Annotated in this window: 23 protein-coding genes, 1 tRNA gene, 1 other RNA gene and 1 riboswitch; of the genes, 12 read left to right on the top strand and 13 right to left on the bottom strand. The window is 67.6% G+C overall.

Annotated elements, in window-relative coordinates:
- Window positions 1–165: 165 nt before the first annotated feature.
- The 3 genes from WT60_RS15440 to WT60_RS15430 form a co-directional block, all read right to left on the bottom strand.
- Window positions 166–250: transfer RNA gene (locus tag WT60_RS15440), tRNA-Leu, on the bottom strand.
- Between the two features lie 129 nt (window positions 251–379).
- On the bottom strand, window positions 380–1,540 hold the full coding sequence (locus tag WT60_RS15435; RefSeq protein WP_059574853.1) for an ABC transporter substrate-binding protein: 1,161 nt from the start codon (window positions 1,538–1,540) through the stop codon (window positions 380–382).
- A gap of 78 nt (window positions 1,541–1,618) precedes the next feature.
- Window positions 1,619–2,560 (bottom strand): CysB family HTH-type transcriptional regulator, encoded by a 942-nt coding sequence (locus WT60_RS15430; RefSeq protein WP_038745226.1) that lies wholly within the window; start codon window positions 2,558–2,560, stop codon window positions 1,619–1,621.
- Between the two features lie 219 nt (window positions 2,561–2,779).
- Between WT60_RS15430 and WT60_RS15425 the strand changes: the two genes are divergently transcribed.
- The 7 genes from WT60_RS15425 to WT60_RS15395 all read left to right on the top strand — a co-directional run bounded on the left by WT60_RS15425 (window position 2,780) and on the right by WT60_RS15395 (window position 9,491).
- Entirely contained in the window at window positions 2,780–4,459 is a 1,680-nt protein-coding gene (locus WT60_RS15425; RefSeq protein ID WP_038745224.1) for a nitrite/sulfite reductase, read from the top strand.
- A gap of 22 nt (window positions 4,460–4,481) precedes the next feature.
- Window positions 4,482–5,024 carry a DUF934 domain-containing protein gene (locus WT60_RS15420; protein WP_059574788.1) on the top strand — a complete coding sequence of 181 codons (543 nt, stop codon included), beginning with the start codon at window positions 4,482–4,484 and terminating at the stop codon, window positions 5,022–5,024.
- The gene (locus tag WT60_RS15415) at window positions 5,021–5,770 is read left to right on the top strand and encodes a phosphoadenylyl-sulfate reductase (RefSeq protein WP_038745221.1); all 750 of its coding nucleotides are present in this window, start codon (window positions 5,021–5,023) and stop codon (window positions 5,768–5,770) included. Before WT60_RS15420 ends, WT60_RS15415 begins: the two co-directional genes overlap by 4 nt.
- A 77-nt stretch (window positions 5,771–5,847) precedes the next feature.
- Window positions 5,848–6,810, top strand: a complete 963-nt coding sequence (gene cysD / locus WT60_RS15410) for a sulfate adenylyltransferase subunit CysD (protein WP_060356704.1) — start codon at window positions 5,848–5,850, stop codon at window positions 6,808–6,810.
- Between the two features lie 22 nt (window positions 6,811–6,832).
- Window positions 6,833–8,149 (top strand): GTP-binding protein, encoded by a 1,317-nt coding sequence (locus WT60_RS15405; protein ID WP_060356703.1) that lies wholly within the window; start codon window positions 6,833–6,835, stop codon window positions 8,147–8,149.
- A 59-nt stretch (window positions 8,150–8,208) separates the two neighbouring features.
- Window positions 8,209–8,979: a uroporphyrinogen-III C-methyltransferase gene (gene cobA / locus WT60_RS15400; RefSeq protein ID WP_038745307.1), complete on the top strand. Its 771-nt coding sequence runs from the start codon at window positions 8,209–8,211 to the stop codon at window positions 8,977–8,979.
- Between the two features lie 176 nt (window positions 8,980–9,155).
- On the top strand, window positions 9,156–9,491 hold the full coding sequence (locus tag WT60_RS15395; RefSeq protein WP_082759501.1) for a hypothetical protein: 336 nt from the start codon (window positions 9,156–9,158) through the stop codon (window positions 9,489–9,491).
- A gap of 121 nt (window positions 9,492–9,612) precedes the next feature.
- Here WT60_RS15395 and WT60_RS15390 read toward each other — a convergent pair whose 3' ends face one another.
- From WT60_RS15390 to lptF, 3 genes are read right to left on the bottom strand one after another with little or no spacing between them, the layout of a single operon-like run.
- On the bottom strand, window positions 9,613–9,999 hold the full coding sequence (locus WT60_RS15390; RefSeq protein WP_060356723.1) for a CbiX/SirB N-terminal domain-containing protein: 387 nt from the start codon (window positions 9,997–9,999) through the stop codon (window positions 9,613–9,615).
- A gap of 40 nt (window positions 10,000–10,039) precedes the next feature.
- Window positions 10,040–11,191, bottom strand: coding sequence for an LPS export ABC transporter permease LptG (lptG, locus tag WT60_RS15385; RefSeq protein WP_038745215.1), 1,152 nt, complete (start codon window positions 11,189–11,191; stop codon window positions 10,040–10,042).
- A 3-nt stretch (window positions 11,192–11,194) separates the two neighbouring features.
- Window positions 11,195–12,292, bottom strand: coding sequence for an LPS export ABC transporter permease LptF (lptF, locus tag WT60_RS15380; RefSeq protein WP_038745214.1), 1,098 nt, complete (start codon window positions 12,290–12,292; stop codon window positions 11,195–11,197).
- 120 nt (window positions 12,293–12,412) lie between these two features.
- On the opposite strand from lptF, the gene WT60_RS15375 reads away from it, so the two are divergent.
- Genes WT60_RS15375 through WT60_RS15365 form a run of 3 tightly spaced genes read left to right on the top strand, consistent with a single transcriptional unit; the run spans window position 12,413 to window position 15,078 of the window.
- Complete coding sequence (locus tag WT60_RS15375) at window positions 12,413–13,924, top strand: leucyl aminopeptidase (protein WP_038745212.1); 1,512 nt, start codon at window positions 12,413–12,415, stop codon at window positions 13,922–13,924.
- A gap of 43 nt (window positions 13,925–13,967) precedes the next feature.
- Window positions 13,968–14,384, top strand: coding sequence for a DNA polymerase III subunit chi (locus WT60_RS15370; RefSeq protein ID WP_038745210.1), 417 nt, complete (start codon window positions 13,968–13,970; stop codon window positions 14,382–14,384).
- A 22-nt stretch (window positions 14,385–14,406) separates the two neighbouring features.
- Window positions 14,407–15,078, top strand: a complete 672-nt coding sequence (locus WT60_RS15365; RefSeq protein ID WP_059643617.1) for a DUF2486 family protein — start codon at window positions 14,407–14,409, stop codon at window positions 15,076–15,078.
- A 139-nt stretch (window positions 15,079–15,217) separates the two neighbouring features.
- Here the strand turns inward: WT60_RS15365 and WT60_RS15360 are convergent, their stop codons facing one another.
- Window positions 15,218–15,541, bottom strand: coding sequence for a c-type cytochrome (locus WT60_RS15360; RefSeq protein ID WP_038745303.1), 324 nt, complete (start codon window positions 15,539–15,541; stop codon window positions 15,218–15,220).
- A 134-nt stretch (window positions 15,542–15,675) separates the two neighbouring features.
- Complete coding sequence (ilvD, locus tag WT60_RS15355) at window positions 15,676–17,349, bottom strand: dihydroxy-acid dehydratase (protein ID WP_038745206.1); 1,674 nt, start codon at window positions 17,347–17,349, stop codon at window positions 15,676–15,678.
- Window positions 17,350–17,521: 172 nt separating this feature from the next.
- Here ilvD and WT60_RS15345 point away from each other — a divergent pair, with 172 nt between their 5' ends.
- Entirely contained in the window at window positions 17,522–18,493 is a 972-nt protein-coding gene (locus WT60_RS15345; protein ID WP_060356722.1) for a LysR substrate-binding domain-containing protein, read from the top strand.
- A 107-nt stretch (window positions 18,494–18,600) separates the two neighbouring features.
- Window positions 18,601–19,491, top strand: a complete 891-nt coding sequence (gene lgt / locus WT60_RS15340) for a prolipoprotein diacylglyceryl transferase (RefSeq protein WP_038745204.1) — start codon at window positions 18,601–18,603, stop codon at window positions 19,489–19,491.
- A gap of 369 nt (window positions 19,492–19,860) precedes the next feature.
- Here lgt and WT60_RS15335 read toward each other — a convergent pair whose 3' ends face one another.
- From WT60_RS15335 to WT60_RS15315, 5 genes are all read right to left on the bottom strand, one after another.
- Entirely contained in the window at window positions 19,861–20,598 is a 738-nt protein-coding gene (locus WT60_RS15335; protein WP_038745300.1) for an SIMPL domain-containing protein, read from the bottom strand.
- Between the two features lie 197 nt (window positions 20,599–20,795).
- Entirely contained in the window at window positions 20,796–21,257 is a 462-nt protein-coding gene (locus WT60_RS15330; RefSeq protein WP_038745202.1) for an EVE domain-containing protein, read from the bottom strand.
- 75 nt (window positions 21,258–21,332) lie between these two features.
- Window positions 21,333–21,514: non-coding RNA, 6S RNA (ssrS, locus tag WT60_RS15325), on the bottom strand.
- Between the two features lie 81 nt (window positions 21,515–21,595).
- Window positions 21,596–21,910 carry a cell division protein ZapA gene (locus WT60_RS15320; RefSeq protein WP_038745200.1) on the bottom strand — a complete coding sequence of 105 codons (315 nt, stop codon included), beginning with the start codon at window positions 21,908–21,910 and terminating at the stop codon, window positions 21,596–21,598.
- Window positions 21,907–22,257 carry a hypothetical protein gene (locus WT60_RS15315; protein WP_038745198.1) on the bottom strand — a complete coding sequence of 117 codons (351 nt, stop codon included), beginning with the start codon at window positions 22,255–22,257 and terminating at the stop codon, window positions 21,907–21,909. The genes WT60_RS15320 and WT60_RS15315 overlap by 4 nt, the downstream gene beginning before the upstream one ends.
- A gap of 202 nt (window positions 22,258–22,459) precedes the next feature.
- A riboswitch (cobalamin riboswitch) is annotated at window positions 22,460–22,722 on the top strand.
- Window positions 22,723–22,785 lie beyond the last annotated feature (63 nt).

Below are 22,785 nucleotides of genomic sequence, written 5' to 3'. Positions count from 1 at the left end.
ACTCCTCACGGGTAAGGCAATTTCGGGTGGGTTGCCCCCAATGTTGCCCCCGCTTGCCCCCGGCTGTCTACGCACCACACGGCACTTTGCCGGAATGAAAAAACCCGCGAAGCCTTGTGCTGTCGCGGGTTTCAGGACTTCCGGGAACTTCCCGGAACTAAGTAATGGTGCCCAGGGCCGGAATCGAACCGGCACGCCTTGCGGCGGGGGATTTTGAGTCCCCTGCGTCTACCAATTTCACCACCTGGGCAAACCTGCGCCGCGCATGCGATTGCGCGCGGCGGAAACGCGGATTATCACTGAAATTCCCCATGTGGGCAAGCATCCGGCTGACGGCGTCGCGCAGGTGTGCGGCTCAACGGCTCAACGGCTCAACGGCTCAACGGCTCAGATAGACGAACGCGCCGTGCGTCACGATCCCCATCACGCTCGCGCGCTGGTCGAGCCCGACGTGATCGGCGGCGCTCGTGTTGACGATGCCGTTCGGCACGACGAGCTCGTGCGCGCGTTCGAGCTCGGCGCGCAGCGCCGTGCGGAATGCCGGCGTGCCCGGCTGCGCGGTTTTCTGCGCGCGGCTGACCGCGTCCGCGAGGCGCGGGTAGACGCCCGCCGCGTCGCCCGCGAACTGCGTGACCGTGTCGCGCCCATACTTCGCCTCGTACGCGTCGACGAACGCGAGCGCCGCCTGCTTCGCCGGATGGTCGGCGGGCAGCGTGCGCGCGACGACGACGGGCTGCGTCGGAAACAGCGTGCCTTCGACGTCCTTGCCCCCGAGCCGCAGGAACTCGGGCGTCGCGATCCCGTGCGTCTGGTAGATCGGCCCTTTGTAGCCGCGCTCGATCAGCGTGCGCTGCGGCAGCACGGTCGGCGTGCCCGCGCCCGCGATCAGGATCGCGTCCGGCTTCGCCGCGATCAGCTTCAAGGCCTGGCCCGTCACGCTCGCGTCAGTGCGGTTGTAGCGCTCGGTCGCGACGATCTTCAGCTTGCGCAGCTCGGCCAAGCGCGTGAATTCGTCGAGCCAGCTGTCGCCGTAGCTGTCCGCGAAGCCGATGAAGCCGACCGTCTTCACGCCGTGGCTCGCCATGTGGCGGGTCAGCACGTCGGCCATCGCGCGGTCGCTCTGCGCCATCTTGAACGCCCACACGCGATTGCCCTGCTGCGGCTCGACGATCGATCCGGAGCCGATCAGCGTGATCATCGGCGTCTGCGCGGCGGCGACGGGATCGAGCGCGGCAAGCGCCGCCGGCGTGATGTTCGGCCCGACGACGACGTCGACCTTGTCCTCCGTCACGAGCTTGCGGATGTTGCGCACGGCGATGCCCGGGTCGGACGCGTCGTCGAGCACGATCACCCGCAGCTTCTGTCCGGCGATCGTTTTCGGCCACATCAGGATCGCGTTCTTGCTGGTCTGGCCGATCGTCGCGGCGGGGCCCGTCGTCGACAGATCCACGCCGACCGTCAGATCGGCGCGCGCCGCGGCGCTGACGAGCGCGAGCGCGGCGCACGCGGCCGCGCGGCGCAACAGGCGGGTTGGCTTCATCCCGAAAGTCTCCATGCCGGTTCGAGGCGGCGCGCGAGCGCGAAGCGCCGCCGTGCTTCGCCGCCCGCGCGCCGGGCGTCACAGCTCGTAGGTTTCGGCCTCGCCCTTGAGCGCGGTCTCGACGAGCTTGCGGTTGAGCGTCGGCGACAGCAGCTCGACGAGCGTATAGATGTAGCCGCGCAGATACGCACCCTGCTTGAGCGCGACGCGCGTCACGTTGCTGCCGAACAGGTGCCCGACCGGGATCGCGCGCAGATTGCGGTCGCGCTCCGGATTGAACGCGATGTCCGCCATGATGCCGACGCCGAGCCCGAGCTCGACGTAGGTCTTGATCACGTCGGCGTCGATCGCCTCGAGCACGATGTCGGGCGTGAGGCGGTGCAGCGCGAACGCCTGGTTGATCTTCTTGCGGCCGGCGAACGCGTCGTCGTACGTGATGAGCGGGAATTGCGCGAGATCGTCGAGCGACAGCGTCTTGCGCTCGAGGAGCGGGTGGTCGGCCGGCACGACGGCCGCGTGATGCCACTGGAAGCAGGGCAGCGACACGAGCTCCTTGTAGTCGGCGATCGCCTCCGTCGCGACCGCGAGATCCGCCTGATCGTGGATCACCATTTCGGCGACCTGCGTCGGGCTGCCTTGCAGGATCGACAGGTGGACCTTCGGGAAGCGCTTCTTGAACTCGGCGATCGCGGCGGGCAGCGAATAGCGGGCCTGCGTGTGCGTGGCCGCGATCGTCAGGTTGCCCTGGTCCTGCGCGGCGTAATCTTTTCCGACCCTTTTAAGGCTTTCGACCTCCTGGAGTATCCGCTCGACCGACGCCAGGATGATCCGCCCCGGCTCGGTCAGCGAGCGCACGCGCTTGCCGTGGCGCGTGAAGATTTCGACGCCGAGCTCGTCCTCGAGCTCGATGATGGCCTTCGAGACCCCCGGCTGCGACGTGTACAGCGCCTTCGCGGCTTCCGTGAGGTTGAAATTCTGGCGGACGGCCTCGCGCACGAAACGAAATTGGTGCAGGTTCATTTATAACCCTTCCGCATATCAACAGAATTTTTTAGTCGTTTGAAATATAAAGCGAGTTTATTACGATTGCCCCGTGTTTTTCAAATATGGATATCTGTAATCGTCATTTGCAAATGACCGGCCGGGCGGATGGCCGGCTCGGCGCGGGCGGTGCAGGATTCGGGCGCGGCGTGGCTAGGACGCCGCGCGGTCATATCGAGCAAACCCTGGGGTCCCCGAATGTACCAGTACGATCAGTACGATCAAACGATCGTCGACGAGCGCGTCGCGCAGTACCGCGACCAGGTCCGCCGCCGCTTGTCAGGAGAATTGAGCGAGGACGAGTTCCGTCCGCTACGGCTGCAGAACGGCCTGTACATGCAGCGCCACGCGTACATGCACCGCATCGCGATTCCGTACGGCAATCTCCGTAGCGACCAGCTGCGCGTGCTCGCCCGCATCGCGCGCGAGCACGACCGCGGCTACGGCCACTTCTCGACGCGCTCGAACATCCAGTTCAACTGGGTGACGCTCGAGGACACGCCCGAGATCCTCGCGAAGCTCGCGTCGGTGCAGATGCACGCGATCCAGACGTCGGGCAACTGCATTCGCAACATCACCGCCGACCAGTTCGCGGGCGTGGCGCAGGACGAGGAGATCGATCCGCGTCCGTGGGCCGAGATCCTGCGCCAATGGTCGACGTTTCATCCCGAATTCGCGTGGCTGCCGCGCAAGTTCAAGATCGCGGTGTCCGGCTCGAAGGCCGACCGCGCGGCCGTGCAGATCCACGATCTCGGCGTCTACCTGAAGAGGAACGAGGCGGGCGAAGTGGTCGCGAGCATCCTCGCGGGCGGCGGCCTCGGCCGCACGCCGATCGTCGGCGCGATCATCCGCGAGAACCTGCCGTGGCAGCACCTCATCACGTATTGCGAGGCGGTGCTGCGCGTCTACAACCGCTACGGCCGCCGCGACAACCTGTACAAGGCGCGCATCAAGATCCTCGTGAAGGCGCTGTCGCCCGCGAAGTTCGCGCAGCAGGTCGAAGAGGAGTGGCAGCATCTGAAGGACGGCCCGTCGACGCTCACGCAGGAGGAGCTCGAGCGCGTGTCGCGGTACTTCGAGCCGCCCGTCTACGAGAAGCTCGCCGACACCGACGCGTCGTTCGAGCAGCATCTGCTCGAAAACCGCGCGTTCGCGCGCTGGGTCGAGCGCAACGTCGCGCCGCACAAGGTGCCGGGCTACGCGGCCGTCACGCTGTCGCTGAAGAACCACCGCGTCGCGCCCGGCGACGCGAGCGCCGAGCAGATGGAGCAGGTCGCCGACTGGGCCGACGCGTATTCGTTCGGCGAGCTGCGCGTGTCGCACGAGCAGAACCTGATTCTCGCGAACGTGAAGAAGCGTGACCTGTTCGCGGTGTGGGAGAAGGCGAAGGCGGCCGGTTTCGCGACGCCGAACGTCGGCCTCCTGACCGACATCATCGCCTGCCCGGGCGGCGATTTCTGCTCGCTCGCGAACGCGAAGTCGATTCCGATCGCGCTCGCGATCCAGCAGCGCTTCGACGATCTCGACTACGTGCACGACCTCGGCGACGTGTCGCTCAACATCTCGGGCTGCATGAACTCGTGCGGGCACCACCACGTCGGCAACATCGGCATTCTCGGCGTCGACAAGGACGGCGCCGAGTGGTACCAGGTGTCGCTCGGCGGCGAGCAGGGCACCGGCGCGGGCGGCGCGCGTCTCGGCCGCGTGATCGGCCCGTCGTTCTCCGCGGAGGAAGTGCCGGACGTGATCTCGAAGCTGATCGACACGTTCGTCGAGTCGCGCATCGACGGCGAGCGCTTCATCGACACGTACGATCGCATCGGCATCGCGCCGTTCAAGGAGCGCGTCTACGCGGCGCGCCAGACCGCGCACGCGTAACCCAGCGTAGAGGAATCAGCAGATGGCTTTGATTATCAAGAATCGCGAAGTGGCCGACGACGCCTGGCAAGTCGTGCGCGCGGCCGAAGACGGCGCGCTGCCCGCCGTCGACGCGCTGCCGGCCGGCAAGGTGCTCGTGCCGCTCGCGTTGTGGCAGGCCGGGCGCGACGCGCTCGTCGCCGCGAAGCGCAAGGACGAGCTCGGCGTGTGGCTCGCGCCCGACAGCGAACCCGCCGACCTCGCGCCGGATTTCGACCGCATCGCGGTGATCGGCGTCGAATTCCCGCGTTTCGCGGACGGCCGCGGCTACAGCATCGCGCGCCTGTTGCGCGAGCGCCACGGCTGGACGGGCGAGCTGCGCGCGATCGGCGACGTGCTGCGCGACCAGTTGCTCTACATGTCGCGCTGCGGCTTCGATGCGTTCGCGGTGCGCGCGGACAAGGACATCCGCGACGCGCTGAACGCGTTCGGCGAGTTCTCGCAGCGCTACCAGGGCGCATTCGACGAGCCGGCGCCGCTGTTCCGCCGCCGCGCCGCGGCGGCCGACGCGAAGGTGAGCGCATGAGCGCCGCCGACGCCACGACGCTGCCCCCGGCGCTCGCCGCGAAGATCGAACGGCTCGACGCGCTGCTCGCGCAGATCGCCGAGCGCCATCCGAAGGTGAAGTTCGCGAGCAGCCTCGCGGCGGAAGACATGCTCGTCACGCACGCGATCCTGTCGAAGGGCGTGGCGATCGGCGTCTTCTCGCTGAACACGGGCCGCCTGCATGCGGAGACGCTCGACATGATCGAGCGCGTGCGCGAGCGCTACGGCTACGAGATCGAGCAGTTCCATCCGCGGCAGGACGCGGTCGACGCGTACGTCGCCGACCACGGCCTGAATGCGTTCTACGAGAGCGTCGAGCTGCGCAAGGCGTGCTGCAACATCCGCAAGGTCGAGCCGCTGAACCGCGCGCTCGCGGACGTCGACGCATGGGTAACCGGCCAGCGGCGCGAGCAGTCGGTCACGCGCGCGGAGCTGCACGAGCAAGAGCAGGACGACGCGCGCGGGATCGCGAAGTACAACCCGCTCGCCGACTGGACGGAAAGCGACGTGTGGGCGTACCTTACGGCGTTTGACGTGCCGGTGAACCCGCTGCATGCGCGCGGCTACCCGAGCATCGGCTGCGAGCCGTGCACGCGCGCGATCCGCCCCGGCGAGGACAGCCGCGCGGGCCGCTGGTGGTGGGAGTCGCGCGATACGAAGGAGTGCGGGCTGCACATTTCGATCACGCCGATTCCGGCGAGCGCCGAGGCCGGCGACGCGCACTGAGCACCTTACAAAATACTGATATTGCGCCGCCCGCGACTGCGGGCGGCCCAAACCCGGAAGAGAGAAGGACTGAAATCATGAGCACGACGCTCGAGCAATCCGCCTTTGCCCCGCCCGCCGGTGACGCCGCCCGCATGGGCCATCTCGACTGGCTCGAGGCCGAGTCGATCCACATCCTGCGCGAGCTCGTCGCCGAATGCAGCAAGCCGGCGCTGCTGTTCTCGGGCGGCAAGGATTCGGTCGTCGTGCTGCACCTCGCGCTGAAGGCGTTCGGGCTCGGCGCGAACCGCAAGACGGCGCTGCCGTTCCCGCTCGTGCACATCGACACGGGCCACAACTACGGCGAAGTGATCGACTTCCGCGATCGCCGCGCGCAGGAGATCGGCGCCGAGCTCGTGGTCGGCCACGTCGAGGATTCGATCAAGCGCGGCACCGTCGTGCTGCGCCGCGAAACCGATTCGCGCAACGCCGCGCAGGCCGTCACGCTGCTCGAGACGATCGAGCAGCACGGTTTCACCGCGATGATCGGCGGCGCGCGCCGCGACGAGGAGAAGGCGCGCGCGAAGGAGCGGATCTTCTCGTTCCGCGACGAATTCGGCCAATGGGACCCGAAGGCGCAGCGCCCGGAACTGTGGAGCCTCTACAACGCACGCCTGCATAAGGGCGAGCACCTGCGCGTGTTCCCGATCTCGAACTGGACCGAGCTCGACGTGTGGCAGTACATCGCGCGCGAGAAGCTCGAGCTGCCGTCGATCTACTACGCGCACCAGCGCGAGATCGTGCGCCGCAACGGCCTGCTCGTGCCCGTTACGCCGCTCACGCCGATGCGCGAGGGCGAGACGAGCGAAATCGCTCAAGTGCGCTTCCGCACGGTCGGCGACATTTCGTGCACGTGCCCGGTCGAGAGCGACGCGGACGGCGTCGAGAAGATCATCGCCGAGACGGCCGTGACCGAGATCACCGAGCGCGGCGCGACCCGGATGGACGACCAGACGTCCGAGGCCGCGATGGAGCAGCGCAAGAAGCAGGGCTATTTCTGACGCACGCGAGGACATTCACATCATGAGCATCATCGAGAACAACGAAGACCTCGGCGTGCTGCGCTTCATCACCGCGGGCAGCGTCGATGACGGCAAGAGCACGCTGATCGGCCGCCTGCTGTACGACAGCAAGGCCGTGCTGTCCGACCAGCTTTCCGCGCTGTCGCGCGCGAAGAACAAGCGCACGGTGGGCGACGAGCTCGACCTCGCGCTCCTGACCGACGGGCTGGAAGCCGAGCGCGAGCAGGGCATCACGATCGACGTCGCGTACCGCTATTTCGCGACCGCGAAGCGCAAGTTCATCATCGCCGACACGCCGGGCCACGAGCAGTACACGCGCAACATGGTGACGGGCGCGTCGACGGCGCACGCGGCGATCATCCTGATCGACGCGACGCGCGTGACGTTCGAGGGCGGCCTCGCGCAGTTGCTGCCGCAGACCAAGCGCCACAGCGCGATCGTCAAGCTGCTCGACCTGCAGCACGTGATCGTCGCGATCAACAAGATGGATCTCGTCGACTACAGCGAAACGCGCTTCAACGAAATTCGCGACGCGTACGTGAAGCTCGCGCAGCAGCTCGGCCTGACCGACGTGCGCTTCGTGCCGGTGTCGGCGCTGAAGGGCGACAACATCGTCGCGGCGAGCGAGCGCATGCCGTGGTACGCGGACGAGCCGCTCCTGAACGTGCTCGAGGCGCTGCCCGTCGAGACGCAGGCGCACGACGCGCTGCGCTTCCCGGTGCAGTGGGTCGCGCGCCAGGACGGCAGCTCGGCCGACGATTTCCGCGGCTACATGGGCCGCATCGAAGCGGGCGAGGTGAAGGTGGGCGACGAGATCGTCGTGCTGCCGTCGAACCGCACGGCGACGATCGCCGAGATCGTCGCGCCGGTGCCGGGCGGCACGGCGGGGGTCGAGCGCGCGTTCGCGGGCCAGACGGTGACGATCCGCCTCGCGGAGGACGTCGACGTGTCGCGCGGCGACACGTTCGTGCCGCGCGGCGAGAGCGTGGAGCCGGCGAAGAAGCTCGAAGCGGATCTCTGCTGGTTCGACGACGCGCCGCTTTCGCCGCAACGCAAGTATTTGCTGAAGCAGACGACGAGCACCGTCTTCGCGAAGATCGGCGCGGTCAAGCAGGTGCTCGACGTGCACACGCTGTCGCACGCGACCGACCGCCACGACCTGAAGATGAACGACATCGGCCGCGTCGCGCTGACGCTGCAAAAGCCGATCGTCTGCGACACGTACGACGCGCATCCGGGCACGGGCGCGTTCGTGTTGATCGACGAGGCGACCCATCACACGGTCGCAGCGGGTATGATTCGTGCGTTTTCCGCGTGACGTCGCGCGCCGCATCGGCGGTGCCCGCCGGCACGTGCGCACGAAGGGGATCGATGCAAATGGGTAAGGTGTATCTGATCGGCGCAGGGCCGGGCGCGGCGGACCTCATCACGGTGCGCGGCGCGCGCCTGCTCGCCGGCGCCGACGTCGTGCTGCACGACGCGCTCGTCGAGCCGGCGATGCTCGACTATGCGCCGCGCGCGCGCAAGATCGCGGTCGGCAAGCGCTGCGGGCAGCGCTCGAGCGCGCAGCACTTCATCAACAAGCAGATCGTCGACGCGGCGCGCGAGCACGCGGTCGTCGTGCGGCTGAAGGGCGGCGATCCGATGCTGTTCGGCCGCGCGGACGAGGAGATGCGCGCGCTCGAAGCGGCCGGCATCGATTACGAAGTGGTGCCGGGCATCACCGCGGCGCTCGCGAGCGCCGCCGCGCTCAAGCGTTCGCTGACGCTGCGCGGCGTGGCGCGCAGCGTCGCGTTCGCGACGAAAAGCCGCGCGCCGGGCAGCGACGAGATCCGCGAGCAGGTGAACGCGGATTCGCTCGTCTACTACATGGGTCGCGACAGCGCGCCCGGGATCGCGCAGCAGTTGATCGACGCGGGGCGCGCGCGCGCGACGCCGGTGGCGATCGTCGAGGCGTGCAGCACGCCGCGCGAGCGCACGCTCACGCTTACGCTCGCGGAGATGGCGGCGGGCGCGGCGCAGGCGTGGCTCGATCCGGCGCAGCCGAGCCTGTTGATGATCGGCGACGCATTCGCCGAGCGCGGGCGGCTCGCGGGCGACGCATCGGACGACGATGCGCGCAAGAACGGGATGCGCGACGCGGCCTGATCTCGGTCGCGGCTGCCGCGCGGCAACGATGCGCGATGCGCGATGCGCGATGCGCGATGCGCGATGCGCGATGCGCGATGCGCGATGCGCGATGCGCGATGCGCGATGCGCGATGCGCGATGCGCGTAGACTCGTCTGCCGGGTGCTTCGTTCCGCCCGACGACGCAAGTCTCTGCATGATCCACCCGCTCGCCGGCCACAGGCGAGGCCGCGAAGAAGCCGGCCTCGTCGGCGACGCACAACCGACGACTTCGCCCGGCTACTCGTTCCGATTCGGCGCCATGTCGGCCGCGGCCGACGCCATGCGGGCCGCGGGCCGCGGGCCGCCAGCCGATCAGTTTCGCGAGGAAATCCCACGCCATCAGCAGCGCGCCGATCGTGAACACGACGTCGCCGGGCAGGCGCATCCTGTCGGGATCGTCAGGGGGCGGCGAACGCATCAACGTCCGTCGACGGCGAACGGAACGTCGAGCCGGCATCCGAATCGATTCGGATGCGCGAACGGAGCTTGAGCGGCTTGTCCGCTGTCAAGCGGCGTTGCGGGTATCCGCCATGCGGCGGCTCGGTGATCAGGTTGGCCGGCGCATTGCCGCCACCGTGGCGTCGGTCGCCGCGTCTGAACGGGAAAGGCGGTCAGGGCGCGCGGTCGGCGCTTTGCTGCAGGCAATATCCGACGATCGCATCGAGCACCGCATCGTCCTCGCCGACCGCCGTCGCGTAGCGAATGTCGATTGCCGGATGCGCGGCGCGGCACGCGTCGATCAGTTGCGGCAGATCGCGGCGAACGTGGCCGCCCTGGCCGAAGAACACCGGGATCACGGTGATCGCGCCGCAGCCTTGCGCGGCGAGCTCGGCCGTCGCGGCGACGAGCGACGGCTCCATCAATTCGAGAAACGCGAGCACGACGGGCGCATCGGCGCCGCGCGCCGCGCGCAGCTTCGCCGCGAGGCGCTCGAACGGCTCGGCCCAGCGCGCGTCGCGCGCGCCGTGGCCGAACAGGACGATTCCGTGTTTGTTCATCGTGTTCATCGCGCTCTCCGATGACGACGCATGCGCGCGCTCAGTGCCGGTCGACCCACTTCAGCGCGAAGAGGCCGAGCGCGAGATAGATGCAGCCGGGCAGGGCGGCCGTCAGCGGCGCGGGCCACGTGTTCAGCGTGCCGATGTGCGAGAACAGCGTGTTGAAGAGCTGGAAGCTCATCCCGAGCATGATCCCGCCGAACACCTTCACGCCCACGACGCCCGCGCGCGTGTGCAGATACGCGAACGGCAGCGACAGCACGAGCATCACGAACACCGCGAACGGATACAGCAGCTTGCGCCAAAGCGCGATGTCGTAGCGCTGCGTGTCCTGCTGGTTTTCCTTCAGGTGCTGAATGTAGCGGAACAGGTTGAAGAGCGACATTCGCTCGGGCGACACGAGCAGCACCGACAGGATCTGCGGCGTCAGGTCCGAGCGCAGCGAATACTGCGGCAGCGTGACCTGCTGCGCGCGGTAGACGGGGTTCAGCGCATCGGCCGGCTGGCCGCCGCCGGCGCCCGGCAGGTTCGTGAGCTGCGTGTCGGTGACGTCCGTCAGCAGCCAGTGGCCGGGCGGCTGATAGCGGCCGCTCTTCGCGATCCGCACGTTCTGCAGGTTGAACTTCGAATCGAACTCGTAGATCCGCACGTCGCGGATCGTCGAATCGGGCGACAGCTGGCCGACGTTGACGAAGCGCGTGACGGGCTCGCCGTTGTCGCGCGCGGTCAGCGTGTCCTTCACCCAGACGCCCGACGCGAAGTTCGTCGACACCGACGAGCCGAGCGCCTCGAGCCGCACGCGCTCGGACAATTGATCCGAATACGGGCCGATGAATTCGCCGATCAGATAGGTCGCGATGACGATGGGCACGCCGATCTTCAGGAGCGAGCGCAGCGCCTGGTTCGTCGCGAGGCCGGACACGCGGAAGATCGTGAATTCCGAGTTCGCGGCCATCTGCGCGAACACGTAGATCGAGCTGATCAGCGCCGCGACCGGGATGATTTCGTAGAAGCGCGACGGCGCCTGCAGCGCGACGCGCAGCACCGCGTAGCCGAACTTGTAGTTGCCGTGGCCGACCGAATTCAGCTCGCTGATCAGGTCGAAGAAGAAGAACAGTCCGGAGAACGCGAACAGCACGAAGATGAACGTGACGTAGATCTGCCGCGCGAAGTATCTCTCGTAGAGGCGCATCGGTCAGGCTCCCTGCGAGCGGCCGAGCGAGGCGCGCGAGAACAGTGGCCGGTTGCGCACGCGCAGCCAGAACAGGAACGCGACGACGCCGGCGGCCACGACGTGCAGCCCGACGAGCCCGACGCCGAACGGGATCTTGCCCCGTTCCATTTGCGACTGGACGACATTCAGCAGATTCGAATAGGTGAGGTAGATCAGCACGGCCATCACGAGGTTCACCGTGCGGCCGCGGCGCGGGTTCTGGTACGCGAGCGGGATCGCGAGGATCATCAGGTTGATCGCGATGAGCGGCAGCCCCGCGCGCCACGCGAATTCGGCGAGGTTCTGGTTGGTCGGATTGCGCAGCAGGTCGGGCGTCGAGGTGCCCGTCGTGGTCGGCTGGCTGACGATCTGCTTGCTCTGGATCTTCACGCCGTAGCGCTCGAACTCCATGATCTTGAAGTTCGGCTGGCCGGGCACGCCGTCGTAGCGGCGGCCGTCCTCGAGCACGATGAAGCGGTCGCCGTTCTTCATCGTCTCGGTGTGGCCCGTCTGCGACACGACGACGTTCACCTTGCCGTGCTCGGTCGTCGTGACGAACACGTTCTGCACCTTCGCCTGGTCGGGCGACATCTTCTCGATGAAGAACACGCGATTGTTCGCGGCGGACTCGCGGAACTGGCCGGGCGCGAGGAGCGAGACTTCGTCGCGCTGCTGGAAGCGCGCCTTGATGAGCTTGCTCTGCTGGTTCGACCACGGCCAGCCGACGAACGCGAAGAAGGCGATGAGGAGCACGATCGGCGTCGCGAACACGCCGATCGGCTTGATGAGCCGCGTGAGGCTCACGCCGGACGCGAGCCAGACGACCATCTCGGAATCCTTGTACCAGCGCGTGAGCACGAACAGGATCGACACGAACAGCGTGCCGACGAGGATCATCGCGAGATAGCCGATCACGGTGAGGCCGATCAGGACCAGCACGTCCTTCGGGTTCACCTCGCCGGACGCGGCGTAGCCGACGATGCGAATCATCATCGACGTCAGCATGATCGTGAGCAGCACCATGAAGACGGCGCCGGCGGTGTACGCAAGCTCGCGCTGGAGGGAGCGTTCGAAGATCATTATTGATGCGAAGAGGGCGGGAAACAGCGCACGAGTGGGGGGCGCTCACGCCGCACGGGAAAAATAGCGGATAATTGCGGCTTTCATCCTTAGCCCAGATTTTATCCGAGGACAAGCGCGATGGACTTTAGCATAAAAGGCTGTGATTGGAGCAAAGGCGCGGCGAAGGGTTTCCTGACGGGGAAATCCGACTGCATCGTGCTCGGCGTGTTCGAGGCGCAAACCTTGTCCGGCGCGGCGCTCGACATCGACGAAGCGACGAAGGGGCTCGTCTCTCGCGTGATCAAGGCGGGCGACATGGACGGCAAGCTCGGCAAGACCTTGTTTTTGCACGAGGTTTCCGGCATCGGCGCGTCGCGCGTGCTGCTCGTCGGCCTGGGCAAGCAGGATGCTTTCAGCCAGAAAGCCTACAACGACGCAGTCAAGGCCGCGTGGCGCGCGCTCCTCGGCACGAAAGTGGTCCAGATTACTTTCACGCTCGCGCAGCTGCCCGTGCCCGATCGCGCGTCCGACTGGGGCGTGCGCGCGGCGATTCTCGCGCTGCGCAACGAGACGTACAAGTTCACGCAGATGAAGAGCAAGCCGGACGCGAGCGCGCAGCCGCTCAAGCGCGTCGTGTTCAGCGTCGATCCGGCCGCCGACAAGGCGGCGAAGGTCGCCGCGAAGCAGGCCGTCGCGCTCGCGAACGGGATGGACCTGACGCGCGATCTCGGCAACCTGCCGGGCAACGTCTGTACGCCGAGCTATCTCGCGAACACCGCGAAGAAGCTCGCGAAGGACTGGGGCCTGAAGGCCGACGTGCTTGGCCTCAAGCAGATCCAGGCGCTCAAGATGGGCTCGTTCCTGTCGGTCGCGAAGGGCTCGGTCGAGCCGCCGCAATTCATCGTGCTGCAATACCAGGGGGCGGCCGCGAAGGCGGCGCCCGTCGTGCTCGTCGGCAAGGGCATCACGTTCGACTCGGGCGGCATTTCGCTCAAGCCGGGCGAGGGCATGGACGAGATGAAGTACGACATGTGCGGCGCGGGCTCGGTGCTCGGCACGATTCGCGCGGTCGCCGAAATGGGCCTGAAGCTCAACGTCGTCGCGATCGTGCCGACCTGCGAGAACATGCCGGCCGGCAACGCGAACAAGCCGGGCGACATCGTCACGAGCATGAAGGGCCTGACGATCGAGGTGCTCAACACCGACGCGGAAGGCCGCCTCATCCTGTGCGACGCGCTCACGTACGCGGAGCGCTTCAAGCCCGCCGCGGTGATCGACGTCGCGACGCTGACGGGCGCGTGCATCATCGCGCTCGGCCATCACAACACGGGCCTCTTCTCGAAGGACGACGCGCTCGCGGGCGAGCTGCTCGACGCGTCGCGCGAGGCAGGCGATCCGGCGTGGCGCCTGCCGCTCGACGACGAATACCAGGATCAGCTGAAGTCGAACTTCGCGGATCTCGCGAACATCGGCGGGCGTCCGGCCGGCAGCGTGACGGCCGCGTGCTTCCTGTCGCGCTTCGCGGAGAACTACCCGTGGGCGCACCTCGACATCGCCGGCACCGCGTGGAAGAGCGGCGCGGCGAAGGGCGCGACGGGCCGTCCCGTGCCGCTGCTCGCGCAGTTCCTGATCGATCGCGCCGGCGCGTGATGGCGCGGGGTTCGACGATCGGCGCGGCGGGGCGCGGCGAGCGATGACGCGCATCGACTTCCATACCAACGTCGGCGATTCGCTCGCGTACGCGTGCCGGCTGCTGCGCAAGGCGTATCAGGCGGGGCAGCCCGTCGTCGTGTGCGCGGAGCCCGCGCGGCTGCGCGCGCTCGACGAGCGGCTGTGGACGTTCTCGCCGCTCGATTTCATTCCGCATTGCGCGATCGACAACGCGCACGCGGCGACCACGCCGATCGTGCTGACCGCGGATCTCGAGCGCGCGTCGCATCATGGCATCCTGCTGAACCTGGGCGCGGACGTGCCGGCGCAGTTCGCGCGCTTCGAGCGGCTGCTCGAAGTGGTCGGCAACGCGCCCGACGAGCTCGCGGCCGGACGCGAGCGGTACCGGTTCTACCGCGACCGCGGCTACGCGCTCAACAACCACAAGCAGGGCGGCTAGCCCGCGCAGACGGAGGACAACCGTGGTCGAAGCCAACGAATCGTCGATTCCCGTGCTGACCGACGTGCTCGTGCCCGGCAACCCCGCGCTCGCGCGGCCGCCCGTCGCCGGGCGCGTGCAGGCGGACGCGGCGGCCGGTGCAGTGGCCGGTGCGGCGGGCACCGTGGAAGAGGCCCGCGCGGCCGAGCCCGCGGCGCGCGACGCGTCGCCGAGGCTCGTCGACGAGCTGCGCGCGCCGACGCACGTCGAGCCGCCGTTCGTGCCGACGCCGGATGCGCTCGCGGCCGAGCTGCCGACCGCGTATGCGGCGCCCGCGGCGTACGCCGACGAATTGCCAGCCGCGCATTTTGCGGCGGATCTCGCGCCGCCCGCTGCACTGCCGTCGTCGACGCCCGATGCGGCGCGCGCCGCGCCGCCGTATGCCGCGCCGTCGCTCGCCGCGGACCTCGAGGCGCGGCAGATCGCCGAGCGGCTGAAGAGCCGGATGACCAACTATCTGACGGGCGAGGGGCGCGGCCTCATCGAGGCGCGATGCCGCGACGCGTTGCAGGACCATGCGGGCTGGCTCGTCGGCCAGATCGCGCGCGAAGTCGCGCTTGCGCTGGAAACCGAGGTGGCGGGCTGGGTAACGGAGGAAGTCGGCGCGGCGCTCGCCCGTCGCAACGAGCACGGCAACGGCAACGCCGCCGCATGACGGCGGGCCGGGGCGGCTCGTCGGCCGCGCTGCGCCGCACGGGGCGTGAGAGGCGGCGCGCAGGTGACGCGCTGCGTGCGCCGCCATCGCGCAATCATGCGCGAGACGCCGTCGTCGGCGTCTTGTCTTTCCATGCGGCTTACTTGAGCGTCAGTACCCAGTGCGCGAGCGTGCCGGCTTCGGCGCTCGTCAATTGCGTGTTCGCGGGCATCGGCACGCCGCCCCACACGCCGACGCTGCCCTTGACGATCGTCTGCGCGAGATAGCCGGCGGCGTCGCCGCGCGCGGCGTACTTGTCGGCGATCGCGCGGAACGATGGCCCCATCAACGTCTTGTCGATCGCATGGCACGCCATGCAGTTCTTGCGTTGCGCGAGCGCGAGCCCGTCGGACTGCTGCGCATGCGCATTTGCGGCCGCGGCAACGAGCGCGATTGCCATCAGGCGCAAGGTCGTTCTCTTCATGCTGGTCTCCGCCGGCACAGCGTCCGGCTTGGCGGTGCGCGCATTATAAAAGGAAAGGGGGCGCGAGTACGTCGCGCCCCCTTCGTCATCTTGTCGCTTTTTGTGGTTCCGCCGTGGCGGCGCGCGCTCGCGCGTCAGCCCGTCACCGCGCCCTTGTTCGCCGGGCGGGCGAGCGCCGCATACTTCGCGAGCACGCCGCGCGTGTAACGCGGCGCCGGTTGCTTCCATGCGGCGCGGCGGCGCGCCAGCTCGGCGTCGTCGACGTTCAGTTGCAGCAGCAGCTTGTGCGCGTCGATCGTGATCGAATCGCCCTCCTGCACGAGCGCGATCGTGCCGCCGACGAACGCTTCCGGCGCGACGTGGCCGACCACCATCCCCCACGTGCCGCCCGAGAAGCGGCCGTCCGTGATGAGGCCGACCGATTCGCCGAGGCCCTTGCCGATGATCGCCGACGTCGGCGCGAGCATCTCCGGCATCCCCGGGCCGCCCTGCGGGCCGAGGTAGCGCAGCACGACCACGTCGCCCGCGTTGATCTTGTCGTCGAGGATCGCCGCGAGCGCGCTCTGCTCGTCATCGAACACGCGCGCCGGGCCGGTGATGACCGGATTCTTCAGGCCGCTGATCTTCGCGACCGCGCCGTCCTCGGCGAGGTTGCCCTTCAGGATCGCGAGATGGCCTTCCTTGTACAGCGCCTGGTCGATCGGGTAGATCACCTTCTGGTCGGCGCGCGGCGCGCTCGGCACGTCCTTCAGCTCCTCGGCGATCGTGCGGCCCGTGATCGTCGTGCAATCTCCGTGCAGCAGGCCCGCGTCGAGCAGGATCTTCATCACTTGCGGAATGCCGCCCGCCGCGTGCAGGTCGGTCGCGACGTACTGGCCCGACGGCTTCAGGTCGCAGATCACCGGCACGCGTTTGCGGATGCGCTCGAAATCCTCGATCGACCATTCGATCTCGGCCGCGTGCGCGATCGCCAGATAGTGGAGCACCGCGTTCGTCGAGCCGCCGGTGGCCATGATCACCGACACCGCGTTCTCGATCGACTGCTTCGTGATGATGTCGCGCGGCTTCAGGTCGCGCTTCACCGCTTCGACGAGCACGCGCGCCGATTCGGCCGCCGAGTCGACCTTCTCCTGATCGGGATTGGCCATCGTCGACGAATACAGCAGCGACATGCCGAGCGCCTCGAACGACGAGCTCATCGTGTTCGCGGTGTACATGCCGCCGCACGAGCCCGTCGTCGGGCACGCGTTCTTTTCGACCCCTTCGAAATCTTCCTGCGACATGCGCCCGGCGGTGAACTCGCCGACCGCCTCGAACGACGACACGATCGTCAGGTCGCGGCCCTTCCAGTGGCCGGGGCGGATCGTGCCGCCGTACACGTAGATGCCCGGCACGTTGATTCGCGCGAGCGCGATCATGCCGCCCGGCATGTTCTTGTCGCAGCCGCCCACGACGACGACGCCGTCCATCCATTGGCCCTGCACGCAGGTCTCGATGCAGTCGGCGATCACCTCGCGCGACACGAGCGAGTACTTCATCCCTTCGGTGCCCATCGACATGCCGTCCGAGATCGTCGGCGTGCCGAAGATCTGCGGGTTCGCGTCGGCGGCCTTGACGGCCGCGACGGCTGCGTCCGACAGGCGCTGCAGGCCCGCGTTGCACGGCGTGATCGTCGAGTGGCCGTTGGCGATGCCGATCATCGGCTTGTCGAAATCGTCCTTCTGGTAGCCGAGCGCGTAATACATCGAGCGATTCGGCGAACGGGCCACGCCTTGCGTGATGTTCTTCGAGCGGCGGTTGTACGACATGGGGACTCCATCCATCGACTGGTTGACTGTGGGGCGGCGCGCTGCATCGGCGCGGTCCGGCTCAGGTGGGCAAGAATGCAGTTTCTCTTAGAGAATGTCCAATATATTATTCATCACTTATTAGGTCGATTTTCATATTAATCCGTCGGTCGACAAGGACGTGGAGAGCGATGTGACCCCTGATTTACGCCAATGGCGCTATTTCGTCGCCGTCGCCGACGAGCGGCACTTCGGCCGGGCCGCCGAGCGGCTCTCGATGACGCAGCCGCCGCTGTCGCAGGCGATTCGCGCGCTCGAGGACGCGCTCGGCGTCGCGCTGTTCGCGCGCACGAAGCGCTCGGTCGAGTTGACCGCGGTCGGCTCGGCGCTGTTGCCCGACGTGCGACGGCTGATCGTCGCGGCCGACGCGCTGCCGCCTCTCGCGCAGAGCCTCGCGCGCGGCGAGGCGGGGTCGCTCGCGCTCGCGTTCGTGTCGACAGCCGACTACGGGCTGCTGCCGCAGCTGCTGCGCGAGTTCGGCGCGCGCTATCCGCACGTGCGCCTGCAACTGACCGAGGCGACGAGCGACGTGCAGATCGAGGAGCTCGTCGCGGGCCGCATCGACGCGGGGCTCGTGATTCCGCCCGTGCCGCCGCGCCATGCGGCGTCGCTGTCGTATCTGCCGGTGCTGCGCGAGCCGCTCGTCGTCGCGATGCCGGCCGACGCGAGCGAGGCGGCGGGCGACGCGCCCGTGCGGATCGCCGACATCGCGTCGCTGCCGCTCGTCATCTTCCCGCGTCGTTTGGCACCCGGCTTTTATGACATCATTACGGGCTGCTACGGCGCGGCGGGTGTCGCGCCGCGCATCGGCCAGGAGGCGATCCAGATGCAGACGATCGTGAGCCTCGTGTCGGCGGGCATGGGCGTCGCACTGGTGCCGCAATCGCTGCGTAACCTGCGGCGCACGGGCGTCGTCTATCGCGCGCTCGCCGCTCCGGCGCCCGTCGTCGAGACGGGCCTCGTGTGGCGCACGGGCGACGTGAGCCCGGTGCTCGCGGGCTTCATCGACGTCGTGCGCGGCGACGCGCAGCGGGTGTCGCCCTCCGATCCGCCGGCCGGCGTGCCTGGCCGGGCGCGCGCGGGCAGGCTCGCGGCGCGCCCGTGAACGTTCGCGCGGCGCGCCCGTCGAACCGCGGTTGCCGCATGCGCGTCGCCTCGAACGTCGGCGTCGCCGTGCGTGCCGCATCGATTCAGAACCATCAACGCTAACTCATGATCATTCATCCGAATTTCGATCCCGTCGCGATTCACCTCGGCCCGCTCGCCGTGCGCTGGTACGGGCTCATGTATCTCGTCGGCTTCATCCTCGCGATCGTCGTCGGGCGGTTGCGCCTGAAGCTGCCGTACGTCGCCGCGCAAGGCTGGAGCGCGAAGGACATCGACGACATGATGTTCTACGGCGTGCTCGGCGTCGTGCTGGGCGGCCGGCTCGGCTATGTGCTGTTCTACAAGGCCGGCTACTACTTCTCGCATCCGCTCGACATCTTCCGGGTGTGGGAGGGCGGGATGTCGTTCCACGGCGGCTTCCTCGGCGTCACGTTGGCGATGGCGCTGTTCGCGTGGCAGCGCAAGCGCCACTGGCTCGAAGTGACCGACTTCGTCGCGCCGATGGTGCCGACGGGGCTCGCGGCCGGGCGTCTCGGCAATTTCATCAACGGCGAGCTGTGGGGCCGCGTGACGAGCCCCGACGCGCCGTGGGCGATGCTGTTCCCGGGCGCGTCGCGCGACGACGCCGCGTGGCTCGCCGCGCATCAGGATCTCGCGGCGAAGTGGGATCTGAACGAGGTGTTCCTGTCGCACCAGATGCTGCCGCGGCATCCGTCGCAGTTGTACGAAATCGCGCTCGAGGGCATTGCGCTCTTCATCGTGCTGTGGTTCTTCTCGCGCAGGCAGCGGCCGATGGGCGCGATCTCGGCGCTGTTCCTGATCGGGTATGGCCTCGCGCGCTTCACGGTCGAATTCGCGCGCGAGCCGGACGATTTCCTCGGTTTGCTGACGTTCGGGCTGTCGATGGGGCAGTGGCTGTCGCTGCCGATGATCATCGCGGGCGTGCTGATGATGGTCTGGGCGTATCGGCGCGGGGGCGTCGCGAAGACGGCCTGATCGAGCGGCGCCGCGCGGCTGCGTGCGATCGCGCGGCCGCCGGCCCGGCGCGAACGGCGTGGCCGGCGGGCCGCGCTTGCGCGTACGCTGATTGCGGCGCACGGCGCACGGCGCACGGCGCACGGCGGGCACGGCAGACGACGCGCGGCGTACGATGCGCACCGTGCCGATACGCGGAACGCCGGGCCTGCCTTTCACGCGCGCAACGTGCGGCCAGCGCTCGAGATCGTGATCGCGAGCAATCGAACAACCTGCGACATGCGATCGCAAGTTCCGACATGCACGAAGCGCAATAAAAAACGCCGGAGAGAAGCCGGCGTTTCGTCGACGGCGGGCGGCGCGCCACATTGCCGCCCGCGCCGCTTCATTTCACTTCATCTGCACCGAACCGTTCACGTTGACGGTCACGGTCGTCTTGCCGCCTTCGACGGCGATCGGCGCGCTCGCCTTCGCGCTGTCCATCGCGGGCGCGGCCATCGCGAACATCCGCGGATACGGCTGCACGTTGCGGCCGCTGCCGACGTTCACTTCACGGATCGAATAGTTGCTGTAGCCGAACGCGCGCGTCGCTTCCTCGGCGCGCGTGCGGAACGCCTTGATCGCTTCCGACGTGAGCTTTTGCTCGGCCGCGCGCTGCGCTTCGGGCGACAGCGAGAACGCGACGTTGGCCACCTGCATCATCGGGCTCAACTGGCCCGCGAGCTTCGACGCGGCCGCGAAGTCGTGCGACTCGAGCACGACCTCGGTGCGGCCGCGCCACGCGGAGATCTTGCCGTCACGGTCGATGCTCGGCGACACCGAGAATTCGCCCGTGCGCGCGGTGACGCCCGATACGCCGCGCGCCTGCGCGAGCGCCGCGTCCGCGCGCTTGTTCAGCTCGGCGGTCAGCGTGCCCGGATCTTTCGCCTGTTGTTCGTAGAACAGCGTGATGTCGACGACGTCCTGCGGAACATCGGTGCTCGCCTGCGCGGACAGCGACAGCACGCCCGCGGGCGGCTGCATCTGGCCCATGCTTTGCGCGCGCGCCGCGGACGGGGCGAGCGCGAAGGCGATCGGCAGCGCCGCCGCGAGCGTGACGGCAACGGCTAGAGCGGATTTTTTCGTCATTGTTGACTCCTTGAGCGTAAGCGCGCACGCGACATGCGGCGTGCGGGGCGCGGACGGACGCCGCGCTTCTTTCGAAACGCCCGGCGGATGCGGCACTGCATCTGTCGAGCGCCCGTTAGGCTGTCGAAAGCGGGCCGAGGTTCCGGCCGGCGCGGCTTCGCGCGCCGGGTCTGACAATGTTTGACGTGGCCGCCGCGTCACTTCATCAGGCGCTTCGTGATGAAGCGCCATTCTTCGGGCGTGACGGGCGTGATCGACAGCCGGTTGCCCTTCGCGAGCACGCGCATGTCGGCGAGTTCCTCGTGCTCGCGCAATGCGCCGAGGGAAACGAGCGGCGTCTTCTTGACGAAGCGCACGTCGACGAGCACCCAGCGCGGGGATTCCTGAGTCGACTTCGGATCGTGGTACGGACTTTGCGAATCGAATTGCGTCGGATCGGGGTAGGGCGTCGACGTGACTTCCGCGAGCCCCGCGATGCCGGGCTCGGGGCAGCTCGAGTGGTAGAACAGCACGCCGTCGCCGATCCGCATCGTGTCGCGCATGAAGTTGCGCGCCTGATAGTTGCGCACGCCGGTCCACGGCAAGGTTTGGTCGGCGGCGGCGGCGAGGTCGTCGATGCTCGCCTCGTCCGGTTCGGATTTCATCAGCCAGTAGCGCATGGATCGCAACGACTCGACGCAATGAAAAGGCTGCACAAAAGAAAACGGCATCGGGCTTTGCCCGATGCCGTCGAATAGGCCCCCGCCTTGGCCGCTAGGCCGGCATCCTGAACCTGAGGTTCAGAATTGGTCGCAGTTAGCAGCACTTCGGGTACATCAGACAGAGTGACGCGCGCGCCCGTGCTACAAATTTCCGCAACCGTGCACATGGCATTGGTTCAAGGAATATATGACCTTGGCGAACCAGGCAGGGAAGCTGACTTAACTGTTCGAATCACCTTTGAATTCAGCGGCTTGAACGCGATAGATCAAGCAGTGGCCGAACCTGGTGAAGCATTTTACTGCACCTCGTGCTGTGCGAGCACTGCACCGAGTTGTTCATTCATTTGATGCATTGTACGCCGGATTTCTTCCGCAGGGAACGCTTCTCCATGACGCACGCTCTGTTGCAGCCTCAGCAGCTCCGATGCGAGCGACAGCGCGGCCATCACGGCGATGCGATCGGTGCCGCGCACCGAGCTGTTCGCGCGGATCTTCGACATTTCCGCATCGACGCGCGCGACCGCCTCGACGAGCGCCGCTTCGGTTTCGGGCGAGCAGGCGAGGCGATACGCCTGGCCGAGAATCGACACTTCGATCTGCTTGGTGCTCATGCCTGTTCTCCGTGGCTCGCCGTGCCTTCGGCTTCATCGCTTGCCTGCGGCGCGAGCAGGTCGAGCTGGTTTTCCGCATCCGGCACGCTTTTCGTGCGCGGCAATTTTTCGAGAATCGCGTTGAGCTTCACTTGCGCGTCGTCGATCTTCGCCGACAGCGTGTCGCGCTCCGCTGCGAGCGCGTTGCGCTCGTCGCGCAATTGCTCGAGTTCCGAGCGCAGCGTTTGCGCCTGCGTGCGCAATTGCGCGACCTGCTCCTCGAGCGCGAGCCGTTCCGCTTGATGGCGTTGATTCAGCGCGATCAGACGGCCGATGTTTTGAGATAGGGTTTCGAGTTCGTTGAGCATGTGCTGCGTCCTCTAAAGACCCAGCATTTTAGCGCGGAATAAGCGACTTTCCGATATCTGTAACGTTTCTAGACGTAACACCCCTGCTTCTCGCCGCGAAATCTCTTCGTCGTTCGTTGATGTCGATCGTGTCGACGACACGCGGCGCGACGTTTCTTGCGCTGCGTCGTCGCGCTTTCTTGACGCTGCGGCGCGCGCGCTCCTAAACTGGCGCCGCCTCGGTGCTCGCGCGCTTCGCGCGCGGTTAAACGGGAAGCAGGGCGCGACGTCCGCCGGGACCGAGCCAACCTGCGCTGCCCCCGCAACGGTAAGCGATCGCATCGAATCCGATGCAAGCCGCACTCTCGATGCGTCGGCACGGCCGGCTCGGCCGGCCGCCGGCGTGGTGCCACTGCGCGTTTCGCGCGGGAAGGCGAGGCGGTGACGTCGCGAGCCCGGATACCGGCCGCGGCGGGGAGACGGGCGCGCCCGTCTCCGTGATGCAGGGCCTGCGGGGAAGCGGGCCCCGCTGTGGCTCAACAGGATGTC

Source organism: Burkholderia sp. MSMB617WGS (assembly GCF_001532025.2).
Classification (GTDB): Bacteria; Pseudomonadota; Gammaproteobacteria; order Burkholderiales; family Burkholderiaceae; genus Burkholderia; species Burkholderia savannae.
This window is presented reverse-complemented; position numbering and strand designations above follow the sequence as displayed.